Annotated in this window: 19 protein-coding genes; 15 read left to right on the top strand and 4 right to left on the bottom strand. The window is 67.0% G+C overall.

The window, feature by feature from the left end:
* Positions 1–107: 107 nt before the first annotated feature.
* The 8 genes from M3I53_RS03415 to M3I53_RS03385 all read left to right on the top strand — a co-directional run bounded on the left by M3I53_RS03415 (position 108) and on the right by M3I53_RS03385 (position 10,084).
* On the top strand, positions 108–749 hold the full coding sequence (locus tag M3I53_RS03415; protein ID WP_254314558.1) for a response regulator transcription factor: 642 nt from the start codon (positions 108–110) through the stop codon (positions 747–749).
* Entirely contained in the window at positions 724–1,536 is an 813-nt protein-coding gene (locus M3I53_RS03410; protein WP_309249479.1) for a response regulator transcription factor, read from the top strand. The genes M3I53_RS03415 and M3I53_RS03410 overlap by 26 nt, the downstream gene beginning before the upstream one ends.
* A gap of 26 nt (positions 1,537–1,562) precedes the next feature.
* Positions 1,563–2,246: a response regulator transcription factor gene (locus M3I53_RS03405; RefSeq protein WP_254314557.1), complete on the top strand. Its 684-nt coding sequence runs from the start codon at positions 1,563–1,565 to the stop codon at positions 2,244–2,246.
* A 241-nt stretch (positions 2,247–2,487) separates the two neighbouring features.
* Positions 2,488–3,219: an aquaporin gene (locus M3I53_RS03400; RefSeq protein WP_254314556.1), complete on the top strand. Its 732-nt coding sequence runs from the start codon at positions 2,488–2,490 to the stop codon at positions 3,217–3,219.
* A 21-nt stretch (positions 3,220–3,240) separates the two neighbouring features.
* Positions 3,241–7,818 (top strand): ATP-binding protein, encoded by a 4,578-nt coding sequence (locus M3I53_RS03395; protein WP_254314555.1) that lies wholly within the window; start codon positions 3,241–3,243, stop codon positions 7,816–7,818.
* 433 nt (positions 7,819–8,251) lie between these two features.
* On the top strand, positions 8,252–8,377 hold the full coding sequence (locus M3I53_RS38135; protein ID WP_302057534.1) for a hypothetical protein: 126 nt from the start codon (positions 8,252–8,254) through the stop codon (positions 8,375–8,377).
* A 163-nt stretch (positions 8,378–8,540) separates the two neighbouring features.
* A complete protein-coding gene (locus M3I53_RS03390; RefSeq protein ID WP_035512124.1) occupies positions 8,541–8,975 on the top strand; it encodes a CHRD domain-containing protein in 435 nt (144 codons plus the stop codon).
* A gap of 140 nt (positions 8,976–9,115) precedes the next feature.
* Positions 9,116–10,084: an alpha/beta hydrolase gene (locus tag M3I53_RS03385; protein ID WP_254314554.1), complete on the top strand. Its 969-nt coding sequence runs from the start codon at positions 9,116–9,118 to the stop codon at positions 10,082–10,084.
* Here the strand turns inward: M3I53_RS03385 and M3I53_RS03380 are convergent.
* A complete protein-coding gene (locus tag M3I53_RS03380) occupies positions 10,054–10,929 on the bottom strand; it encodes an EcsC family protein (protein WP_254314553.1) in 876 nt (291 codons plus the stop codon). The two genes, M3I53_RS03385 and M3I53_RS03380, sit on opposite strands and share 31 nt — an antisense overlap.
* A 123-nt stretch (positions 10,930–11,052) precedes the next feature.
* Between M3I53_RS03380 and M3I53_RS03375 the strand changes: the two genes are divergently transcribed.
* Together M3I53_RS03375 and M3I53_RS03370 are read left to right on the top strand one after the other, a co-directional pair.
* The gene (locus M3I53_RS03375) at positions 11,053–12,648 is read left to right on the top strand and encodes an MDR family MFS transporter (RefSeq protein ID WP_254314552.1); all 1,596 of its coding nucleotides are present in this window, start codon (positions 11,053–11,055) and stop codon (positions 12,646–12,648) included.
* 74 nt (positions 12,649–12,722) lie between these two features.
* Complete coding sequence (locus M3I53_RS03370; protein ID WP_254314551.1) at positions 12,723–13,199, top strand: MarR family winged helix-turn-helix transcriptional regulator; 477 nt, start codon at positions 12,723–12,725, stop codon at positions 13,197–13,199.
* Positions 13,200–13,222: 23 nt separating this feature from the next.
* Here the strand turns inward: M3I53_RS03370 and M3I53_RS03365 are convergent, their stop codons facing one another.
* A complete protein-coding gene (locus tag M3I53_RS03365) occupies positions 13,223–14,503 on the bottom strand; it encodes an amino acid deaminase (protein WP_254314550.1) in 1,281 nt (426 codons plus the stop codon).
* Positions 14,504–14,630: 127 nt separating this feature from the next.
* Here M3I53_RS03365 and M3I53_RS03360 point away from each other — a divergent pair, with 127 nt between their 5' ends.
* From M3I53_RS03360 to M3I53_RS03350, 3 genes are all read left to right on the top strand, one after another.
* The gene (locus tag M3I53_RS03360; RefSeq protein ID WP_254314549.1) at positions 14,631–15,563 is read left to right on the top strand and encodes a MurR/RpiR family transcriptional regulator; all 933 of its coding nucleotides are present in this window, start codon (positions 14,631–14,633) and stop codon (positions 15,561–15,563) included.
* A 34-nt stretch (positions 15,564–15,597) separates the two neighbouring features.
* Positions 15,598–17,079 carry an amidohydrolase family protein gene (locus M3I53_RS03355; protein ID WP_254314548.1) on the top strand — a complete coding sequence of 494 codons (1,482 nt, stop codon included), beginning with the start codon at positions 15,598–15,600 and terminating at the stop codon, positions 17,077–17,079.
* Positions 17,080–17,163: 84 nt separating this feature from the next.
* Positions 17,164–17,553, top strand: a complete 390-nt coding sequence (locus M3I53_RS03350; RefSeq protein ID WP_042262655.1) for a RidA family protein — start codon at positions 17,164–17,166, stop codon at positions 17,551–17,553.
* Between the two features lie 59 nt (positions 17,554–17,612).
* Here the strand turns inward: M3I53_RS03350 and M3I53_RS03345 are convergent, their stop codons facing one another.
* Together M3I53_RS03345 and M3I53_RS03340 are read right to left on the bottom strand one after the other, a co-directional pair.
* Positions 17,613–17,957, bottom strand: a complete 345-nt coding sequence (locus M3I53_RS03345) for a helix-turn-helix domain-containing protein (RefSeq protein WP_254314547.1) — start codon at positions 17,955–17,957, stop codon at positions 17,613–17,615.
* Positions 17,954–18,331: a type II toxin-antitoxin system RelE/ParE family toxin gene (locus M3I53_RS03340; protein ID WP_254314546.1), complete on the bottom strand. Its 378-nt coding sequence runs from the start codon at positions 18,329–18,331 to the stop codon at positions 17,954–17,956. Before M3I53_RS03340 ends, M3I53_RS03345 begins: the two co-directional genes overlap by 4 nt.
* Positions 18,332–18,798: 467 nt before the next feature.
* Between M3I53_RS03340 and M3I53_RS03335 the strand changes: the two genes are divergently transcribed.
* Together M3I53_RS03335 and M3I53_RS03330 are read left to right on the top strand one after the other, a co-directional pair.
* Entirely contained in the window at positions 18,799–19,746 is a 948-nt protein-coding gene (locus tag M3I53_RS03335; RefSeq protein ID WP_254314545.1) for an IclR family transcriptional regulator, read from the top strand.
* On the top strand, positions 19,743–20,762 hold the full coding sequence (locus M3I53_RS03330) for a 2-dehydro-3-deoxygalactonokinase (RefSeq protein ID WP_254314544.1): 1,020 nt from the start codon (positions 19,743–19,745) through the stop codon (positions 20,760–20,762). The genes M3I53_RS03335 and M3I53_RS03330 overlap by 4 nt, the downstream gene beginning before the upstream one ends.
* Positions 20,763–20,832: the final 70 nt, after the last annotated feature.

Raw genomic sequence — 20,832 nt, 5'->3', positions numbered from 1 at the left:
CGGCGGCTTTTCAATGGTCAGATGAACGACCTGTGGATGTTGCGAGTTGCCGATGCGCTCACGCGGCGCATCGCTTCCACGCAGATCCACCTCGAAGGAGATTCAGTGTGAAGCTACGTGTCGTCCTCGCCGACGATCATCCATTCGTTCTGCTTGGCGTTCGCTCGGCGCTCCTCGCGGCAGTCGATATCGAGGTCGTGGGGGAGGCGTGCGGCGCGCGCGAGTTGTTGCAGACGCTCGAAGCCGTCCCGTGCGACGTGGTGGTCACTGACCTCAATATGCCGCCGGTCTGCGGCGAAGCGGAGGACGGCCTGCGCCTCGTGCAGCGGTTGCGCCGCGACTGGCCGCATATCGCCGTGGTCGTGCTGACCAGCGTTGCGAACGCCGCCCTCCTGCGTGCGGTGGCGCACGCGGGCGTGGTCGCCATGTTGCGCAAAACCGAGCCGATGGACGATCTCCCCGCCATCGTGCGCGGCGCCGCCCAAGGTCTCGCCCGTCTCAGCCCGGCCATCGAGCGCGAACTCGCGGCCGCCGCCGGACCGTCCGACCTGTGTTTGCCACGCTTGACGCCGCGCGAATCGGAGGTAGTCCGCAAATTCGCGAGCGGCAGTTCGATCACGGAAATTGCGCGCACCCTCGGCCGCGACGTGCGCACGGTGAGCTGCCAGAAGCGCGACGCCATGGCGAAACTCGGCGTGAGCAACGACGCGGGACTCCTCGTCTATGTCAAGGCGTACGGACTTCTATGAACCTGCTTCCCTCATCGCTGCCGAATCATTCCGCTGCGCGGCGGCCGCGTCCCAGCGCGCCATGCGCGGCCACGACGAACAGCGCTCCTGCGTCTCGGCGGGCAACATGACGGATACGGCCGACCTCGCGGTACCGGTGCGCGTAATCATCGCCGACGACCATCCGCTCGTCGTGTATGCGTTGGAGAGCATGCTCGCCAACTATCCGAACGTGCAGATCGTCGCGCGTGCGCGCAGCGTGCCCGAGCTGTTCGAAGTCGCCGGCCAGAACGCGTTCGATCTCGTCCTGATGGACCTCTACATGGCGTTGCCCGGCGAGCTGGACGGACCCGAGGCTATCCGCGCCTTTCGCACCGGGTTCCCGCAAAAGGCGGTGGTCGTCCTCACCATGCAAAGCGAGGCCTCGGTCCTGCGCAAGACTATCTCGATGGGGGTGGATGCGGTGCTCAGCAAGCGCGACCGCATCGACCTGATCCCGGTTGCGATCATGTCGGCAATGGCGCAAGAGCAATACGTCGGGCCTGTCGTGCGCGACGTGCTCACTGAAGCGGCGCGCGCCGAGCGGCGTGAAGAGGTGCACCGCATTCTCACGCGGCGTGAATTCGAAGTGATCACGCACTATGCAACCGGACTCGGCGTAACGGAAATCGCAGGTCTGCTCGGGCGCAGCGTCAAGACGATCAGCGCGCAAAAGTGTGCGGCGATGAAGAAGCTCGCGCTCAGCAACGATATCGAGCTCTATCGCTTCGCGGTCGAATGCGGCGTGATGCAGGGCGAGCAAACCTGAGCGGCGCTTCGCACGCAAGGTCGCCCATGCACGCTATCCGGGGCGGTCGAAAAGATGCGCGTCGCACGGGCAAGCCGCTGCGCGTGATGGTTGCCGACGACCACGCGTGCATCCGGCTCGGCGTCGCGAGCCTGCTGCACGCAACGGACCGGGTCATCGTCGTCGGCGAAGCCGGCAACACGCTCGAGCTTGCCGCGCAGCTCGATACGACCGACTGTGACGTCGTCGTTTCCGATCTCTGCATGCCGGGCCTAGACGGCGAATTTGGCTCCCTCACCTTGCTGCGGCGCCTCACGCAAACACGAGGCACGCCTGCCGTCGTCGTCCTGAGCATGATGTCGACGCCGCCCGTTCTGACAGGCCTGTTGCATCAAGGCCTGAATGTCATCGTCGACAAGCGCGACGCCGCGCACGATCTCCTGCTCGCCATTGCCGCCGCTCGCGAGGGCACGCCGTTTCTTTCGGGCCACGCACGCGCGACGCTCGCGCGCGCCGGCGGCGTGTGCGCCCCCTGCTCGGGTGTGCCGAGCGCGCGCGAATGGGAGGTCTTCCAGCTTTACGCGCAGGGTATGTCGGTGCGCCAGATTGCGCAGCGGTTTCAGCGCAGCCGCAAAACGATCAGCGCCCAGAAGCGCAGCACGATGCGCAAGCTGGGGCTCGTCACGGAGCGCGATTTGAGCGACTTCGCCGTCCAGGTGGGACTGACCTGATTCATCCCCGGGTGGCGCGCGTCCCCGGGTTATTCCTGCGTTCGCCGGATTTCCTTCTCGCCGTGTCTTGCGCAATGGGCCCACCGTTTTAAGAGTTTTCCTATCTGATTGCAGGAATCGTCTCTCCATAATCGCAAGCTCGACGCATGGCTCGTCGGATATTGCCGACCCTGGGAATGCGTTCGAACGACGGCCAGGTCAGAACCGGGCCGGGATGTAGTCCGAATGTGGAGAGGAAACGATGAAGCTCGGTAGGCGTTTAGCGGTCGAGGGTGCGGGTACCGCGTGGCTCGTGTTCGCGGGTTGCGCAGCCACGGCGCTCAACGCGAGCCCGCCCTCCCAGGGCTTCAACGTTTTCGAGATGGCAGCGGCATCCGGGCTCGCGCTCACGGTGGCGAACTACGCCGCCGCGCGCGCGGCGAGCGCCCACTTCAATCCCGCCGTCACGATTGGCTACGCGGTCTCCGGGCGCTTTCCGGTACGCGATACCGCGCCCTATCTTGCTGCGCAAACCATCGGGGCCATTCTCGGCGCGGCTCTGCTCGTACGCGTGGCGAGCGGGCGCCCCGGTTTCTCCATCGCGCTGTCCGCCCTCGGCAGCAACGGCTATGACGATCACTCGCCGACCGACTACGACCTCGCCGCCGTGTTCCTCCTCGAACTGGCAGCGACCTTCGTGTTCGTCCTCTTCCATCTGCTGATGTCGAGCACGGTCGCACGCCGCAAGGCTGCGGCGCTGTCCGTCGGAGCCTGCCTTGCCGCCATCTATCTCATCGCCATTCCCGTGAGCAACGGCGGCGCGAATCCGGCGCGCTCGACCGGTCCCGCGCTGTTCGTCGGCGAATGGGCGCTCGATCAGCTCTGGCTCTTCTGGGCGGCGCCGTTGCTGGGGGGCGCCGCGGCTGGCGTGGTGTACCGCCTCGTGAGCAGGCGCTCGCGCAGTTGCGCCACCTCATCTCGCGGCGAGCTTTGAAATCCAGTTTGCCGTGCGCCGATGAAGTCGATTCACCGCATCTTCCGTCTTGGCGCGCGCCCGGCTGCATCGCGGCGCGGGCGCGGACTCGCGTGCGTGATCGCGTACCTCGGCGCGCTTGCCGCGGCATGGGCGCTCGCGTTCTCCGCGGCGGCGGCGAGCGCTGGGACTTCGTGTGAGTGGATAAACGAGCGCGTCGCGTTCTCGCGGCAGGTCGCCGCGACCTTGCCGCGAGAGCTCGTCGTCGGCGTGGTGGAGGGCGGCCGGGCGCCGCTCGAAGTGTTCGACGGTGCCACGCTCACCGGCTTCAGTGCCGCCTATCTGCGCCTTCTCGCCGGTGCCGGCGTCATGCTTCAGCCGCGCGTCTTTGCAGACATGCCGGCGTTGCTCGCGGCGGCCTGCGCAGGAGACATCGACATCGTGATGAGCGTCGCGCGCACGCCGTCGCGCGAGCGCTGCCTCGCTTTCACGGCGCCGTATCTGAACGGCACCACGACATTTGTCACGCGTGCCGGGAACACCGCGCTCGCGACCCAGCCGGCGCGCCTCGGGCGTGCGACGTTTGCAGTCGAGCGCGGCGACGTCCTCGAAGCGGTATTGCGCGAGCGTTTCGCGCAGGCGCGCTTCGAAACCTTCGCGAGCACGCAGGCGGCGCTGCGCGCCGTCGCCCAGGGGCAGGCCGACGTCTATGCAGGCTTTTCGCCCGTGGCGCGCTATCAGCTCGCGCTCCAGGAATTCGGCGATCTGCGCGTCGCCTTCGAGGAGCGCGAGCGCGTGCGCGAGTTGCGTTACGCCGTGCCGGTCTCCAGGTCGGACCTGCGCGATCGGCTGAACCTCCTGCTTGCTGGCGTGCGGCCTGCCGCGGCGGCGGCCGAGCGGTCACGCTGGTTCGAAGGCGACGCGCCGCGAGCGCCGCCGCCGTCCGCGTTCAGCCTGAGCGCCGACGAGCGCGCGTGGCTGCGTGCCTTGTCGCCGCTGAAAGTGGGCTACGACAGTGGCTGGCTGCCGTTCAGCTTCACGGACAAGACGGGCAAGCCGTCGGGCATGGCCGCCGACTATCTCGGCTATCTGGGGCTCACCCTCGGCATTACCTTCGAGCGCGTGCCTATTTCTCCCTGGACGAGCGCCGGGGACGCGATGCAGCGTGGCGAGATCGCGCTCGCCGCGACCTCAGTGGGCGATGGCGTGTTCGGCTCCGGCGTGGCCTACACGGAAGCCTTCGAGCACTATCCGCTCGTCATGGTAGGGCGCCGCGACGAGCCGATGGCACGCTCGCTCGCCGACTTTGCGGGCCGACGCATCGTGCTGGCGCCGCACACGCCGGACATGCAGGAGCTGCCGGGAACGCAGGTCGTGCGCACCGCGAGCCTCGACGCGGGGCTCGCAATGGTCGGTCGCCACGAGGCCGATGTGCTGGTGGGCAACGCAGCCGCGCTCGACGAGCCGCTCAGCGGGCCCTATCTCGACTCGCTGAAGGTGCTGGGAGCGGTGGGCGTCGACGATTCGACGGCATTTGCCGTGCGCGGCGACCTTGCCCCGCTCGCGCGGCTCATCAATCGCGCGCTCGACGCGATGCCGCCTGTCGAACAGCAGCGCATCCGCAATCGCTGGACCGCTGCCGTCTCCACCCAGGCCGGCGGCTGGAGCGTGAATGCGCTGCGGCTCCTGCCGCTCCTGATCGTGTTCGGCGTGCTGCTGCTCGTCACGCTGCGCGCCTACGTGCTGCTCCAGCGAGAGATGCACCGGCGGCGGCGCGCAGAGCAGGTGCTCGCGCGCCAGGTGGAACTGCAGGACACGATGATGGAGATGATCCCGTATCCGCTCGGCGCACGGGATCTCGAAAACCGCTACCTCGCGATCAATCGCGCCTATGAAGAATCGACCGGTCTGGCGCGCTCGCGCGTGCTCGGGCGCACCGGTTCGGCCGTGATGGCGTGGGGGCCCGAAAACAGCCGCCGCATGGACGACCTCTACCGGCTGACGATCGTCGAGGGGGAGAGCCAGCGTGTCGAGTTGACGTTCGAGAACGCGCCAGGGGAGGCGCGTCATGGCATCTTCTGGACGCGCCTGTGCCGCGACCTGCAAGGCGCGCCGTTCTGCGTGCTCGGCACGATGATCGATGTCACCGACATTCGCCGCGCCGAGTTGCGCGAACGCGCATCGGAGCGGCTTCTCTCGGAGGTGACGGGGTCGCTGCCCGCGATCGTGTTCCAGTTGCGCCGCTCGCCCGACGGCCGCTATTCGTTTCCGTACATCGGCGGCGACACGCAGCGGCTACTCGGCGATACCGTCGAGGAGCTTCGCCACGCTCATTCTCTCGATCTCTCTCGGGTGGGTCGACATGATCGCGCGCGTCTTGCCTCGCGGCTCGAACGCTCCGCGCGCTGGTTCATACCGGTGCACGCCGAATTCCGCTTTCAGGGCGCGGCCGGGTTCGTGTGGGTGCGCGCGGAGTTCGCGCCGCGCCGCGCCGAAGACGGCGCGATCGTCTGGAGCGGCTATGCGCTGGACGCGAGCGTCGAGCACGCGCGCGCAGACGAACTCGAACACGCACGCGATATCGCAGAGGCGGCCTCCCGTGCGAAGGACGACTTTCTCGCCATGATGAGCCACGAGATCCGCACGCCGATGAACGGCGTGCTGGGTCTCGTCGAGGTGCTAGAGCGCACCCCGCTGAACCCGGACCAGGCGCAAATGGTCGACATGGTGCACGAATCGGCGGGGGCGCTGCTGCAGATACTCGACGATCTGCTCGACTACTCGAAGATCCAGGCCGGCCATCTCGTCATTGACTCGCAGCCGTTCGACGTGCGCGAACTCGTCGACAACGCCGTCGGGCTGCTGGCCGCGCGTGCGCACGAGAAGGGGCTGAAGGTGCGCGTGGATGTCGAGCCGGACGTCGCGGCGCAGTTGCGCGGCGACAGCGTGCGGCTGCGGCAGATTCTCTTCAATCTGCTCAGCAATGCGATCAAGTTCACGCTGGCGGGCGAGGTGAGCGTGCACGTTCGCGCACGCGATCTCGACGCCCAAGTCGGCACGCCTCTCTGCCAGCGGCTGTCGATCGCGGTGGCCGACACGGGCATCGGCATCGCGCCCGAAGCGCAGGCGCAGCTCTTCGAGCCGTTCGTGCAGGCCGAGACCTCGACCACGCGACGCTTCGGTGGCACGGGACTCGGCCTCACGATCTGCCGCAAGCTCGCGGCGCTGATGGGCGGCTCGCTCGAACTGAAGAGCGAAATGGACCGCGGCACCTGCCTGACGCTGCATATCGAACTGCCCGTCGAGGCGCGTAGCGGTAAGGCCGCCGGGCTGCGCGGCAAGCGTGCGCTCGTGGCATGCGAGGACGCGAGCGTCGCCGCCGCATTGATGCATTTCGGCTCGGCGCTCGGCATGGAAATGCGCCGCGTCGCGCCAGCGGACCTCGCCCGCGCCGCGAGCGCTGACAAGGCCGATCTGGTGTTCGCGTCGGAAGCGCTGGCCGGGCGGCTGGGCAAACGCGGTGCGCCTGTGCTTTGCCTGACGGACAAGCCGAAGCCAAGCGGTTATCGCGTGGCCGAGAGCGGCGTGCGCGTGAGCGTCAATCCGTTGTCCTGGCGGGGCTTGAGCGCCGTTTGTGCGCTGGCGCTGGCGGGGCTGCAGGTGAAGCCTGCCGGCTCGTCGCGTCCCGCCACCGATGTCGAAACGAAACTCCCGGCGCCCAATCGCGAGCAGGAACGCGCTGCCGGGCGCCTCATCCTCGTGGCGGAGGACCATCCGGTGAATCAGGAGCTGATCCGTCATCAACTGGCGTTGATCGGGTTCGCGTGCGACGTCGTCGACGACGGTGCGAAGGCGCTCGAAGCGCTGGCCGAATGCGAATACGGCTGCCTGATCACCGACTGTCATATGCCGAACGTATCTGGCTACGATCTCGCGCGACGCGTACGCGAAATGGAGCAGAAGGCGCAAGGCGCGCGGCGCTTGCCGATACTCGGTATCACGGCTAACACGGCGCCCGAGAACATCAGTCGGTGCAGCGAAGCGGGCATGGACGATTGCCTCGTCAAGCCCACGCGCGTGGCCACGTTGCGCGAGTATCTCGCGCGCTGGTTCGGCGTGGAGGGCATGCAGCGCACCCTGCAGGACGAAGCCACGCGCGAGGCAGGCGCGAACGGACAAGGGGCGCGGCAAGCGGCCTCGCGAGCTTCGGAGTCGGGTCCGCCGGGGCGCGGCGGTTGCCGCGTAAAGCTCGCGGAAAAGCCTGCAAACGTACGGACGTTCGAGCCGCTGGATCTCAGTCATATGATCCAGGTTTGGGGCGGCGAGGCGACCGTGAAGACGTTGCTGGGCTCGTTCGTTTCGGCGATGCGCGACGACCTGGACGCGTTGCCGCCGCTCCTCGAACAAGCCGACGTCGCGCGCCTGCGCGAATGGCATCACCGGCTTGCCGGTGCGGTGGGCGTGCTGCAGTACCCTGCGCTGCTCGCCGAACTCGAGACCTTCCGCAGTCACATGAACTGTCACACTGCCGTGCAACTGCGTGAGGAAGGCTATTCGCTCATCCGCACTTGCCAGGCGATGCTCGTCGGAATCGAGCAGCAGGCCGCGCTGCTCGCGTGAATGCCGTACATCGTGAAATCGACGCGCGCAGGGGATAGCGGGCAAAAACAGGCGAAAAAAAACGCGGCCGAAGCCGCGTTCAAGCTTGGAGACCCTTCGATGAAGAGTCACTTCTCGCAGTTCCTAGCTTAGTCGCCGCGCGACGAGAAATCGAGGCAATTTCGATCAATTAACTATTACAGGAAGTGCGGGTAATCGCGGTTGCCGCGGCGGTCTCGTGCGTGGGATTTCACGGTCGAATCCTCGAGGCACGAGCGTTAGAGAGTCTACCGTCGGGGCATTCGATGAATTCGAAAGGGGTTCTACCGAGGCGGCGGCTGGTTCGTCAAAAGATGCCGCCCATAAACTTCGCTATGCCAATCAATTAGTTGTTGCATCCGGGCACCTCGAAGGCGTCGGCAGGTGGGGCGCAGGCCGGAACGCGGTGGGCATCATGCAAGTGGGTTTCCACAGCTACGACAACTTCTCGTCGAGCAAGAACCTGGGGATCGTCACGACGGGTTTTCGTCACCGCTGCCAGGAATTCGGTAGCGTCGTACACCCGAGGGCAGGAAGCTAATACCGGGGTTGGAGGGCGCTGCTTGCGGCGCATTTTTTATTGCACGCAGCTTACGTCGGGCCGACATCGGCGCAGCGGACGCGCCCAGCGGATTTGCTCTAGCATGTGAGAGCGCGGTTTTGCGCCTTCTGGTGCAGCGCGCCACAAAAACAGGAGAAATTCCATGAATTTGCTTCGTCCGCTACAGCTCGCTCTCGCTCTGTGTGTCCTTGCCTCCAGCGCCGCGTATGCCGACACCGTCGCGCTCAAGGCCGATCTCGAACCGTCCAGCGAGGTCCCGCCGCGCGTGAGCCAGGGCCACGGCATGCTTAACGCCACCTTCGATACGTCCACGAAAACGCTGAACTGGACGATCACCTATGAAGGCCTCTCCGGCCCGGCGGCGGCCGCGCACTTCCACGGCCCAGCGCCGGTCGGACAGAACGCTGGCGTGCAGGTACCGATTCCGAAGGGCGAGCTGGCGAGTCCGATCAAGGGTTCCGCCACGCTCAACGAGCAGCAGGTCACCCAGCTGATGGGCGGACAGTGGTATTTCAACATTCATACGGCGCAGAACCCGTCAGGCGAGATTCGCGGCCAGGTGCTGCCCGCCAATTAATCGGCCCTCGATCGTTCGCCTCATTCGCCGTACTGCGCGCCGCGTGTTCCCGCGATCGACGTCTGATCCCTGGACACTATCGACCGACCGCCGCCGAGTGCTGGTCGAGGCCGGTTTGAGTGCTGCGGAGGGCTGAGCCGATGAGCTGGCAAAGCAGGCTGATCTGCAGGTTCTTGCGCCGCACTTTTCGGCCGCAAACGCGCAAGACGATCAACGTCGCACGCGTGCGCATGCTGACGGCGAGACGCATCTGGACGCCGGGCGTGCCGAGCGGCTGGCGCTTGCGCGAACAGTACGACGCCTCCGATGTTCCGATGCGCGGCGAGTGGCTCATCCGCGAGCGCTCGCCCGCGCAGCGCACGCTCCTTTATCTGCATGGCGGCGGGTACTACTTCTGCTCGCCGCGTTCGCAGCGCGCGATTTCGTTTGGTCTGGGCAAGCGCGCCGGCGCCGACGTCTTCTCGCTCGACTATCGCCTCGCGCCCGAGCATCCGTTTCCCGCCGCGCTCGAGGACGCAATGGCCGCGTACCGCCATTTGCTCGCGAAAGGAACGCAGCCGGGCTCGATCGTGATTGGCGGCGATTCCGCGGGCGGCGGGCTTGCGCTTGCGACGCTCGTCGCCTTGCGCGACGCAGGCGACGCACTCCCCGCCGGCGCCGTGCTCTTTTCACCGTGGACCGATCTTGCGGCGACGGGCGCTTCGATACGCGAGAACGACGGGCGCGATCCCATGTTCAGCGGCGCGGTATTCGAGCGCATCGCGCCGTTCTACCTCGGCTCGGCCAGTGCGACCGATCCCTACGTGTCGCCGCTCTATGCCGACTTTCGCGGCTTGCCGCCGCTAAGCCTGTTCGTGGGCAGCTCCGAAACGCTGCTCGACGACACGCGCCGCGTCGCCGAGCGCGCGCGCGCCGCCGGCGTGGCGGTGGAGTGCGAGATTGCCAGCGGCATGCCGCATATCTGGCCGATCTATGCGCCGTTCATGCCCGAGGCGCGCCGCACGCTCGACGTCGCCGCGAGCTTCGTGCGCCGCGTGACCCTTGGGCCGACGCGCAGCGACGAGAAACCGCAGCCGCCTCAATCGAGCGAGACGTCGATCGCGTCATAGGCCGCGCGCACGGCGGCTTCGCCGTAGCGGCGCTCGAGCCGGCGCACGGTGAAGTGCCCATGCGCCACCTGCTGGAAATGGTCGATGAACACGGTGTTGACCATGGCGCCGAGCACCGCGCCGATGGCCGGTATCGACTTCGCCGCGACCTGCTCGCTCACCTGCACGGAGAAGCGCGCGGCCACCGTCTGCATGAGCTTGAGGAGCGCGGTTGAGCCGTGGGCGGCGAAGCCCTTCGTCGCCATTTCCGACGACGCCGCCGATACCGCCTTCGCGAGCGCGCCGCGCGCGATGAAATAGCCGAAGTCGGCTTCGTCGTCGGCGGCCGAGCGGCCGCCCATGCCGAACACGGTCAGACATTGCAGCTGGGTGTCGGTGCTGGCCAGATTCTCGCCTTCGCTGCGCGCGATGTCGCAAATCGAGCGAAACATCAGCGTGGTCGTGACGGGCAGCTCGACCGGCAGCGCGAACAGGCCGAAAGCGCCGCCCGCCGCGCCCGTGGTTGCCACCGCGAACTTGTGCAGCAGGTTGCTCGGCTTCGCGCTCGTGCGCGCTTCGGCCGTGGAGAGGGCGCCTTGCTTGCCGAGCGTCTTCAGCGCGAGCTGCAGACACTTGCGCAGCGCGGCTTGCGTCGCGTCGGTCACCTTGCCGTTCGCGACGCCGGGTAGCCGCGCGATCAGCTTTTCTACTGGCGCACCCACGATCGCTGCGAGCTTCATGCCGAGCGGCGGCGTTTCGAGCTCGTGCCTGGCGCGCCGCAGCGCGTCGAGATCGGCCTCGGTGAAGGCCGCGATGGCGCCCGTGCGGGCTGGATCGGCGGCGGTGGGTTCGGTCGTGGGTTCCATTGCGCTCCGGGATTTTCAGCGACGACGGCGAGACCATCGCCGCCGTTCGACGCCCCAGTGTAGTGGATCGGACCGTGCTATGATGATCAATCTTTGATGCGTCAATCGTTGCTGGATCAAAAAATGGCCGTTCATACCGCCGCCCACCATTCGAGCGGGCAGGTCCTGCCGTTCCGGGAGTCGCTGCTCGCGATGCTCGGCATCTCATTCGTGACGATGCTCGTCGCGCTCGACCAGACCGTCGTGGGCACCGCGCTGCCGACCATCGTCGCCGAGCTGCGCGGCTTCGAACTTTATGCGTGGGTCGCCACGTCCTATCTGCTTACCTCGGTCATCACCGTCCCCATTTTCGGGCGGCTCGGCGACTATTACGGCCGCAAGCCTTTCGTGATCGCGTCGATCGTCGTCTTCACCGCCGCTTCGGTGCTGTGCGGCGCGGCCAACAGCATGCTGTTCCTCGTGATCGCGCGCGGGCTGCAAGGCATCGGCGGCGGCATGCTGGTCGGCACGGCGTTTGCCTGCATTCCCGATCTCTTCCCCGATTCGGTCGTGCGCCTGCGCTGGCAGGTGCTCATGAGCTCCGCGTTCGGTATTGCCAATGCGGTCGGGCCGTCGCTCGGGGGCTTTCTCACGCAGTACTACGGCTGGCGTTCCGTGTTTTACGTGAATCTGCCCGTTGGCCTGCTTTCGCTGTTTTTTGTCTGGAAGTATCTGCCGCATTTGCGCCACGTCGCGCACGAGGCGCGCATGCGGCTCGACTGGCCAGGTGCGCTCCTCATCGCGGTCGCGCTGGGCAGCCTGCAGCTTTTCGTGGAGCGTCTGCCCGGGCACGGTCTCAGCGCTTCGGCCATCGGCCTGCTCGCTCTCGCGCTGGCGGCCGGCTGGGCGCTCTGGCAGTGGGAGCGGCGCTGCCCGCAGGCCATCCTGCCCGTCGACATGTTCCGCAACGCGAGCCTGAATGCGCTTTTCACGCTCGCCGTACTGGGCGGCTTCACGATGTTTTCGCTGCTGTTCTACGCGCCGCTCCTGTTCCAGGGCGGCTTCGGCATGACGCCGAAGGAAGCGGGCGTCGTCATCACGCCGCTCGTGGTGTTCATCACGATCGGCAGTATCGCGAACGGGCGCATCGTCTCGCGCATCCGCAATCCGAACCTGATGCTCTACATCGGCTTCGCAATGCTCGCGGTGGCCTGCTTCGCCGTGGCGCTCGCCACGCACAACACGCCGCGCGGCCTGCTCATGACATTCATGATCGTGGCCGGCATCGGCCTTGGCTTCGTCATGCCGAACCTCACCGTATTCGCGCAGCAGACCGCGGGGCGCGAGCATCTGGGCATCGCCACAGCGCTGTTGCAGTCGCTGCGGATGATCGGCGGCATGATCGGCACGGCGCTCACCGGCACGATGGTCACGCAGCTTTATTCGAGCGGCGTTCAACGCGCGCTGGAAGCCGATCACGCCGCGCACTGGCTGCCGCAGCTCGCCGACCCGCAGATCCTCATCAACCGCGACGCGCAGGCTTCGCTGATCGCCGATCTAGCCCACGCCGGGCATAATGGCGCGCCGCTGCTCGAAGCCGCGCGTGAGGCGCTCGTGGGCGCGATTCACCTGGGCATTGCCGTGGCGGCGGCGATTGCGGTGGTGTCGATCTGGCAAACCCGGCGCGTGCCGCCCGTCAAGCTGCAGCGCAAGTTGGAGCCCGTGATTCACGCGGATTGAGACGTTCCGCCCCTGGTGGGCACCGCCACGGACCCGGCAAACGCGCGGCGATGAAGCCGGCAGGAAAACAAAGCATGGAAATTCAGGATCGCATCGCCATCATGCAGCAGTTTGGCCGGACCTACCGGACGTTCATGTCGGCGTTCGAGGCGCAGGTCGGCCATCCGCTGCCGCGCTGGCGCATTCTGCTCGCGCTTTACGAGCAGGACGGCGAGTCGTCGCAAAAACGGCTTGTCGAGCGGCTGCGCGTGGACCCCGGCGCGCTCACGCGCCAATTGAAGGCGCTGGAGGCGCTCGGCTGGATCGCGCGCCGCGCCGACGAGCGCGACAACCGCATCACCAACGTGACACTGACCGACGCCGGCCGCGCCGTGACCGAAGAGGGGCTGCCGCGCCGCAACGCGTTCCTGAAGGTGACGATGTCGCTGCCCGACGACGCGCTCGCGGCGCTGTCGAGCGCGTTGGGGATGATGGAGGCGCGCATCGGCGAGGCCGCCAGGGCGGCGGCCTCGCTCGCGCAGGCTCGGGAGGCCGAGCCCGAAGCGGGCTGAGCCTGAACTGATGCGCGCCGCGCTCAGAAGAACGTTTCGATCACTTCCCTCACGCGATATTTCTCATCGACCATCAGCACCTGACGCCACTTGTCGAACGTGAGGCAGGGGTGCGAGATATCGAACGCGATCATGTCGCCGACCTTGAGGTCCGCGCCCGCCGGAATCTTCAGGTAGGCGTGCTGATCCATCATCTGGAACACTTCCCAGCCTTCGCTTGCCGCCACTTCGCGCGGCGCGCCGCCGTTCGCGGGACGGTAGTGGCGCGACGGCTCGGGAAAGCCCGCGTCGAACGCGGCGTCGCGTTTGCCGAAGCCGATGATGGCGCGGCCAGGCTCCGGAATCGACTGCACGTAGGCCCAAAGCTGTAGCGCGGGCAGCAGCGCCACGCCCATTTCGCGCGCCACGGGGTTGCGCGTGAGGATCTGCGACTGAGCCTGCTTGTAGACGCCCACGTCGTGCGTCACGTAGCAGCCGGGGCGCAGCACCACGTCGATCGCGCCCGCCTGCGTGGCCGGCGCGAACTCTTCCGCGACGATGTCGTACCAGGCCGAGCCCGCGCCCGAAAGCAGCGCGGGCGTGCGCGCGAAGCGGCCCGCGGCGGCCAGTTCCTGGGTGACGTTCAGCGCGTCGCGCAGGAAGGTGCGCACTTCGCTTTCTTCCTTGAGGATGCCTTCGTAGATTTCCACGCCCGCCAGCTTGAGCGAGTCGGGATAGCGCGCGATCGCCGCGAGCACGGCGTTGCGCGTGTCGGCGTCGCGCACGCCTGTGCGGCCGCGCGGCACGCCCAGTTCGAGCAGCACCTGCAGCGTGCGGCCCGACGCTCGGAAGAACTCGCCGAGTTGCTCCACGCCTTCGACCGAATCGACGAGGCAGAAGAACTCGAAGGTCGCGTCGCTAAGCAGCTCGGCGATGATCGCCATGTTGCGGCGGCCCACGAGCTGGTTCGCCATCAGCACGCGCGCGATGCCTCCGCGGTAGGCGGCGCGCGTCTGGTGCGCCGTGGCGAGCGTGATGCCCCACGCGCCGGTTTCGATCTGGCGGCGAAAGAGCTGCGGCGCCATCGTCGTCTTGCCGTGCGGCGCGAGCTTTACGCCATAGCGCGTGACGAAGTCCTGCATCCACTTGAGGTTGTGCTCGACGCGCTCGGCATAAAGCACCGCAGCGGGCAGGCTCACGTCCTCTTCGAGTAAATTCCATTCGAGGCGCCCGGCGTCCCCGAGCGGCACGCTCGCGCCCGGTACGTTGCCGAGGCCCTTGCTGTTCGGGTCGATCGTTGCACTCTGATAGTTTGTAACTTTCATTTCCCTTCGCTCCATATGCTTCATGCGTCCCGGCTACGCCGTCGTTCTACGAACCGGCGTTGACTCGGAGATAGTACACAAAGTAACATCGCTTCGTGAATTGTTATTTATTAACAGACCCCCTCCAGTGAACACCGCCGCCGATCCGGCCCGCTTCGACATCGTCGCGCGTATTGCGCAGTGCGTGCCCGAACTGCGTCCGGCCGAGCGCGATGTGGCCGCGCTCATTCTCGACGATCTTGCCAGCGCCGCGCGCGCGAGCATCGGCGAGCTGGCGCAGCGCGCGGGCGTGAGCATCGCCTCCGTCACGCGTTTCGCGAAGGCGGTGGGCTGCCACGACGTGCGCGAACTCAAGCTGCGGCTCGCGCAGGCGGCCGCCGTGGGCGACCGCTTCCTGCGCGGTGGCCGCGCCAGCGCTTCCGAAGGCGAGCCCAGGCGGCGCGCCGCCGATGCTGGCGCCGAAGCCGAACCGCTCGCCACGCGCGTCTACGACGAAATTCACACGGCGCTCGCACGCAACCACGAACTGCTGTGCCAGGCGCCGTTGGCGCAAGCCGCCGCGGCGCTGGCGCAGGCCCGCATGATCTACGTGTTCGGCATGGGCGGCGGGTCGAGCGCGCTCGCCGACGAAATGCGCTTTCGCCTCGTGCGCCTCGGCCGTCCGGTGGCGTCGTATCAGGACAGCCTGCTGCAGCGCATGGTGGCGAGCACGCTCTCGCCCGAAGACGTCGTCGTCGCGCTTTCCGTAACAGGGCGCGTGCCCGAACTCGTCGACGCGTGCCGCATCGCGCGCGACTACGGCGCGAAACTCGTCGCGCTGACCGCGCCGGCTTCGCCGCTCGCGGCGCTCGCCGACTGGCTCGTGCCGATCGTCGCGAGCGAGACCGATTTCATCTACAAGCCGTCGTCGTCACGTTACGCGATGATGATGGCACTCGACGTGCTCGTGACCGAACTGGCGCTCGCGCAACCCGAAGAAAGCCGCGAGTTGCTGCGCCGCATGAAGCACACGCTGGACGCGCATCGCGGCGGCGGCGAACGCCAGCCGCTCGGTGACTGAGCGCCCAACCAAGAGCCATCCTGAGGAGACGTGTATGCATTCGCACCCCGAAGCCGCCGACACGCTGATCGTCGGCGCGATGCTTTACGACGGCACCGGCGCGCCGCCGGTCGAGCGCGACGTGGCGCTGCGTGACGGACGCATCGTCGCGATCGGCAACCTGTCGAACTGGCTCGCGGAAGAGGTGATCGAGGCCAATGGGCGCGCGCTCGCGCCGGGTTTCATCGACGTCCATACACACGACGATACGCACGTGATCCGCGCGCCGCAAATGCTGCCCAAGATCAGCCAGGGCGTGACGACGGTGGTGGTCGGAAACTGCGGGATCAGCGCTTCGCCGGTGACGCTCAGGGGCGATCCGCCGGACCCGATGAACCTGCTCGGCGAGCGCGACGCGTTCAGCTATCCGACGTTCTCAGCGTACGTCGACGCGGTCAACGGGGCGCGGCCCGCCGTGAACGTGGGCGCGCTGATCGGCCATACGGCGCTGCGCAACAACCACATGAACGACCTGAAGCGCGCCGCCACCGGCGACGAGATCGCGGCGATGCGCGCGCAGCTCGAAGACGCGCTCGCGCACGGCGCGCTCGGCCTTTCCACAGGCCTCGCGTACGGCTCGGCGTTCGAGGCATCGACCGAAGAGGTCGCCTCGCTTGCGCAGCCGCTCGCCGCCGCCGGCGCGCTCTACACGACGCACATGCGCACGGAGTTCGACGCGATTCTCGAAGCGATGAACGAGGCGTACCACATCGGCCAGCATGCGCGCGTGCCGGTGGTGATCTCGCATCTGAAGTGCGCGGGCCCCACCAACTGGGGGCGCAGCACGGAGGTGCTTGCGTCGCTCGAAAGCGCGCGCAAGTATCAGCCGGTCGGGTGCGACTGCTATCCGTATAGCCGCAGCTCCTCCACGCTGGACCTCAAGCAGGTGACGGGCGACATCGACATCACGATCACGTGGTCCACGCCGCACCCGGAGCAGGCGGGCAAGCTCATCAAGGACATCGCGGCCGAGTGGGGCGTGTCGCAGCAGGAAGCGGGCAAGCGTCTGCAGCCGGCGGGCGCCGTGTACCACAACATGTCCGAAGACGACGTGCGCCGCATTCTCTCGCATCCGGCCACGATGGTCGGCTCGGATGGACTGCCCAACGATCCGCTGCCGCATCCGCGCCTGTGGGGCGCATTTCCGCGCGTGCTCGGGCACTACGCGCGCGACGCGGCCTTGCTGCCGCTCGAAGAAGCGGTGCGCAAGATGACGGGCCTTTCGGCGCGGCGCTTCGGTCTTTCGCAGCGCGGCGAGCTGCATGTGGGCTGGCACGCCGACCTCGTGCTGTTCGACCCCGCCCGCGTGCGCGACGCGGCGACGTTCGAGAAGCCGCAGCAGGTGGCGGAGGGCATCGACGCGGTGTGGGTGAACGGCGTCCTTTCGTACCGCGACGGGCAGCCCACGGGCGAGCGCGCGGGCCACTTCGTCGCGCGCGGCAAACGCGAGGCGCAGGCCGAGGCGACGGCCTTTTAAGCAGGCTTTATCTATCGAATTTCGACCCCCGGCGCGCGTGGCCCAAGAAGCCGCGCGCGCCGCACGATCTCAAAGGAGCAAACGATGAAACGAATTGGAGCGGAAGGCGGCAAAGGCCAGGGCGGACAACATCTGCCGTTCGCGCGTGCTGTGGAAGCCGACGGCTGGCTGTACGTCTCGGGCCAAACGCCGATGGAAGGCGGCGAGGTGATCAACGGCGGGATCGTCGAGCAGTCGCACAAGGCCATCCAGAATCTTTTCGCGATCCTGAAGGAAGCGGGCTATGGCGCGGAGCACGTGGTGCGCTGCGGCGTATGGCTCGACGACGCGCGCGACTTCACCTCGTTCAACAAGGTGTTCCGCGAGTACTTCGGCGAACATCCGCCGGCACGCGCGTGCGTGCAGTCCAGTATGGTGGTGGACTGCAAGGTTGAAATCGATTGCGTGGCATACAAGGCGCCGGCCGGGAAGTAAGGGCGCGGCTCGAAGCTGCACGAAGTGGTTATGAAGCGGTCATGAAGCGGCTGCCGGAGTCATCTGGCAGCCGTTTCTTCTTGCGTGCCGCCATCGCGCGGCGAGGCGGTGGTAATGCGCAGCTCGATTTTCATACCGGCCGCGACGGCCATGTTGATGAGCGAATCGAGCGAGAACAGATCGATCTTGCCGCGCATGAGGTCGGACACGCGCGGCTGCGTGACGCCGAAGAGCGCGGCGGCCTGCGTCTGGCTCATCTTGTTGCGCTTGATATGCTCTTCGAGCGCGATCATGAGGTCGCTGCGCAAGGTCATGTTCTGGGCCGCTTCGGGCGTGCTCTCGAGTGCGTCCCACACGCTGTCGAAGCGCTGGTGTGCGTGGTTGCGATTTTTTTCGTGATTCATGGTTTGGACTCCTTGTTGTTCAGCGCGTCGCGATAGCGGCGCGCGGCAAGCGAAAGGTCGACGAAGGCCGTTTTCTCGGACTTCTTCTGGAAGCAATGCAGCACGTAGATGGCATCGCGAATATTCGCCACATAAATCACGCGAAACGCTCCATTTGCGTCGCGAATGCGGATTTCGCGCGCGCCGCGCCCAACCGGATTCACCGGCCTCCAGTCGTGCGGGTCGAGGCCGCGTTGAACGCGCCGCAATTGCCGCCCGGCTTCCTGCCGCATGAGCGGCGGGAACTCGCACAGGTCTGCCAGCGCGCTGCCGCAAAATTCCACCGGCTTGGATCGGTTCAGATTATACAAAATTTTATATGATCTCCAGAGCATTGAGCGGCCCGGTTCGCGCCGGGAATGATGTGACTCAAGTTTCTGCAGGCGCGGGTGGCCGCGCCCCCGCTTGCATCAAGCGCGGTGCGGTTTCTGTCCCCCGTTGGCCGTTCGGCAGAGGGGCGTCTTTTTGCCGATTTTCCCAATATATGAGCGACCCAATCACATATTGGAGAACTCGAAAAAACCTGCCTACAATCCAGTCCATCCGATAAGCCGCGACTGCACCGCGGGCAAACATCGTCGGCAGACCCAGATAAATCCGGCGCACGCGCAAGACGCGGAGCGAACCGGACCGCAAAGGAGACGTTCGCCATGCTTCAGCCAGCGCTTTGCGCGGCCACAGGCCGCCCGCCGCTACCTGTCCGAGCCCCGGCCGCCCACGCGCCGGGCCGTCTCCCGAAGCGCGGTTCGCGCGCCGCCTGACGGCACGCGCCTTTCGATCGTCTCTTTTCATCGCCCTCGCCATGAACAAAGCGATGTCTTCCACACTCGCCGCGAATCTCCCCGACGAGGCCGCGCCCGTGCAAAACGCCGCGGCAAGCTCCGCGCAAGCGCAACTGAAAGCCCGCCCCGCCGCCGATGAAATCGGTGTCGCGAGCACGTTGCTCGACGGCTCGATGCAGCAGGCCGGCACCCAGACGCTCCTGCGCGGCCTCGCGATCCTCGAAGCGGCCGCCGCCGGCGTGCGCGACCTGCGCTCGTTCGGCGCGGTGCTCGGCACGACGCGCAGCACCACGCACCGTCTCGTTTCGAGCCTCGTGCAGGCGCGCTACCTGCGCCAGGTGCAGGGCGGCTACCTGCTCGGGCCGAAGCTCATCGAACTCGGCACCATCGCGCTCGAGCAGATGCCGCTCACGGCCGTTGCGCGACAGCATCTGCAGGCGCTCGCCGACGAAACGCTCGACACGATCCACCTCGGCGTGCGCGACGGCGACGACGTGCTGTACATCGACAAGATTCCCGGCCAGCGGGGCCTCGAAATGCGCTCGCGCGTGGGGCACCGCATGCCGCTCGCGTCCACGGGCATCGGCAAGGCGATGATGCTCGACCTCGCGCCGCAATCGTGGCGCGACCTGTTCGACGCGTCGCGCCGTACGCTCGCGGGCGTGAGCTTCCGCCCCGATCACAGCCTCGAACCCGATACCTTCCTCAAGCGCATGGCGACTTACTCGGCAGGCGGGTACACGTTCGATCTGGAGGAGAACGAAATTTCGATCCGCTGCGTTGCGGCGCCCGTGCGCGATGCGTCCGGGGCGATCGTGGCGGCGCTTTCGGTGGCGAGCACGATTCCCTACATGCCGCTCGAGCGCATGGACGAACTGATTCCCGTCGTGCAGCGCGAGGCGCGCGCGATTTCGCAGGAACTGGGCTGGCGTGCGCCGCAGCCGACCACGCGCAGGATTCGTCGATGAAAGCACGTGGGAAGCCTGTAAGCGGCGCGGCCATCGGCGACGCTGCGACCGCTCGCGAAGCCGCGCTCATCGCGCTCGACTGGGGCACGACCTCGCTGCGCGCGTATCTGTTCGATGCGGCGGGCAAGGTGATTGCGACGCGCGTTTCGACGGCGGGGATCATGAACCTGCCCGTGCCCGCCGAAGAAGGCGGGTTCGACGCCGCCTTCGACGAAGCGTGCGGCGTGTGGCTCGCGCAAGCGCCCTCGCTGCCGGTGCTGGCCGCGGGGATGGTCGGCAGCGCCCAGGGCTGGGTGCAGGCGCCTTATGTCGAAACGCCCGCGAGCGCCCAGGCGCTGGTGGCCGGCATCGTGCGCGTGCGCGCCGCGTGCGGCGCCGAAGTCGCCGTGGTGCCCGGCGTGCTGGAGCCCGGTGCGCTGCCTAACGTGATGCGCGGCGAGGAAACGCAAATTTTTGGCGCGCTTGGCGCATCGCGCGACGAAGCCGAGCCGCAAACGGCGCTCGTCGGACTGCCCGGCACGCACGCGAAATGGGTGGTGGTGGAGGGCGAGCGCATTGCGCGCTTCTATACCTTCATGACGGGCGAGGTCTACGCGGCGCTGTGCGCGCATACGATCCTCGGCCGCACGATGAAGCATCCCGTCGAGCCCGACACCGCAGCGTTCCTGCGCGGCGTGAGCGTGGCGCGCGAGCAGGGCTGCGTGGGACTGCTGGCCACCGCGTTCAGCACGCGCACGCTCGGCCTCACGGCCCAGCTCGCCGCCGACGAGCAGCCCGACTATCTCTCGGGCCTCGTGATCGGACACGAGCTGGCGGGCCTCGAAGCGGCGCTCGCGCGGCGCGACGTGGCGCTCGCCGGCTGCGCGCCGCAGCTGATCGGCGCCGAGGCGCTATGCGAGCGTTACCGCATGGCGCTTGCCGCATTCGGATGCAGCGGCGCGCATCTCGTGCATCAGGCGACCGAACACGGACTTTGGCGCATCGCCGTGCAGGCCGGGCTCGTCACGCAGCGCTAAACGCGTGCCGATGGGCCGATGAATTGAACCCGCTGCGAACCCGCTGCAAATGCGCTGAACCGAACCGGAC

It is taken from the genome of Paraburkholderia sp. CNPSo 3272 (genome assembly GCF_024206495.1).
In the GTDB taxonomy this organism is placed as follows: Bacteria; Pseudomonadota; Gammaproteobacteria; order Burkholderiales; family Burkholderiaceae; genus Paraburkholderia.
Note: the sequence above shows the minus strand (reverse complement) of the source record. Positions and strands in the feature narration are given on the sequence as shown.

Excerpts from the sequence above, each read along its gene's own strand:
- M3I53_RS03335 (WP_254314545.1), top strand. The coding sequence starts at position 18,799 with ATGAACAAAGCGATGTCTTCCACACTCGCCGCGAATCTCCCCGACGAG.
- M3I53_RS03340 (WP_254314546.1), bottom strand. The coding sequence starts at position 18,331 with ATGCTCTGGAGATCATATAAAATTTTGTATAATCTGAACCGATCCAAG.
- M3I53_RS03410 (WP_309249479.1), top strand. The coding sequence starts at position 724 with ATGTCAAGGCGTACGGACTTCTATGAACCTGCTTCCCTCATCGCTGCC.
- M3I53_RS03370 (WP_254314551.1), top strand. The coding sequence starts at position 12,723 with ATGGAAATTCAGGATCGCATCGCCATCATGCAGCAGTTTGGCCGGACC.
- M3I53_RS03355 (WP_254314548.1), top strand. The coding sequence starts at position 15,598 with ATGCATTCGCACCCCGAAGCCGCCGACACGCTGATCGTCGGCGCGATG.
- M3I53_RS03405 (WP_254314557.1), top strand. The coding sequence starts at position 1,563 with ATGCACGCTATCCGGGGCGGTCGAAAAGATGCGCGTCGCACGGGCAAG.
- M3I53_RS03345 (WP_254314547.1), bottom strand. The coding sequence starts at position 17,957 with ATGAATCACGAAAAAAATCGCAACCACGCACACCAGCGCTTCGACAGC.
- M3I53_RS03350 (WP_042262655.1), top strand. The coding sequence starts at position 17,164 with ATGAAACGAATTGGAGCGGAAGGCGGCAAAGGCCAGGGCGGACAACAT.
- M3I53_RS03330 (WP_254314544.1), top strand. The coding sequence starts at position 19,743 with ATGAAAGCACGTGGGAAGCCTGTAAGCGGCGCGGCCATCGGCGACGCT.
- M3I53_RS03385 (WP_254314554.1), top strand. The coding sequence starts at position 9,116 with ATGAGCTGGCAAAGCAGGCTGATCTGCAGGTTCTTGCGCCGCACTTTT.
- M3I53_RS03375 (WP_254314552.1), top strand. The coding sequence starts at position 11,053 with ATGGCCGTTCATACCGCCGCCCACCATTCGAGCGGGCAGGTCCTGCCG.
- M3I53_RS38135 (WP_302057534.1), top strand. The coding sequence starts at position 8,252 with ATGCAAGTGGGTTTCCACAGCTACGACAACTTCTCGTCGAGCAAGAAC.
- M3I53_RS03400 (WP_254314556.1), top strand. The coding sequence starts at position 2,488 with ATGAAGCTCGGTAGGCGTTTAGCGGTCGAGGGTGCGGGTACCGCGTGG.
- M3I53_RS03395 (WP_254314555.1), top strand. The coding sequence starts at position 3,241 with ATGAAGTCGATTCACCGCATCTTCCGTCTTGGCGCGCGCCCGGCTGCA.
- M3I53_RS03365 (WP_254314550.1), bottom strand. The coding sequence starts at position 14,503 with ATGAAAGTTACAAACTATCAGAGTGCAACGATCGACCCGAACAGCAAG.
- M3I53_RS03390 (WP_035512124.1), top strand. The coding sequence starts at position 8,541 with ATGAATTTGCTTCGTCCGCTACAGCTCGCTCTCGCTCTGTGTGTCCTT.
- M3I53_RS03380 (WP_254314553.1), bottom strand. The coding sequence starts at position 10,929 with ATGGAACCCACGACCGAACCCACCGCCGCCGATCCAGCCCGCACGGGC.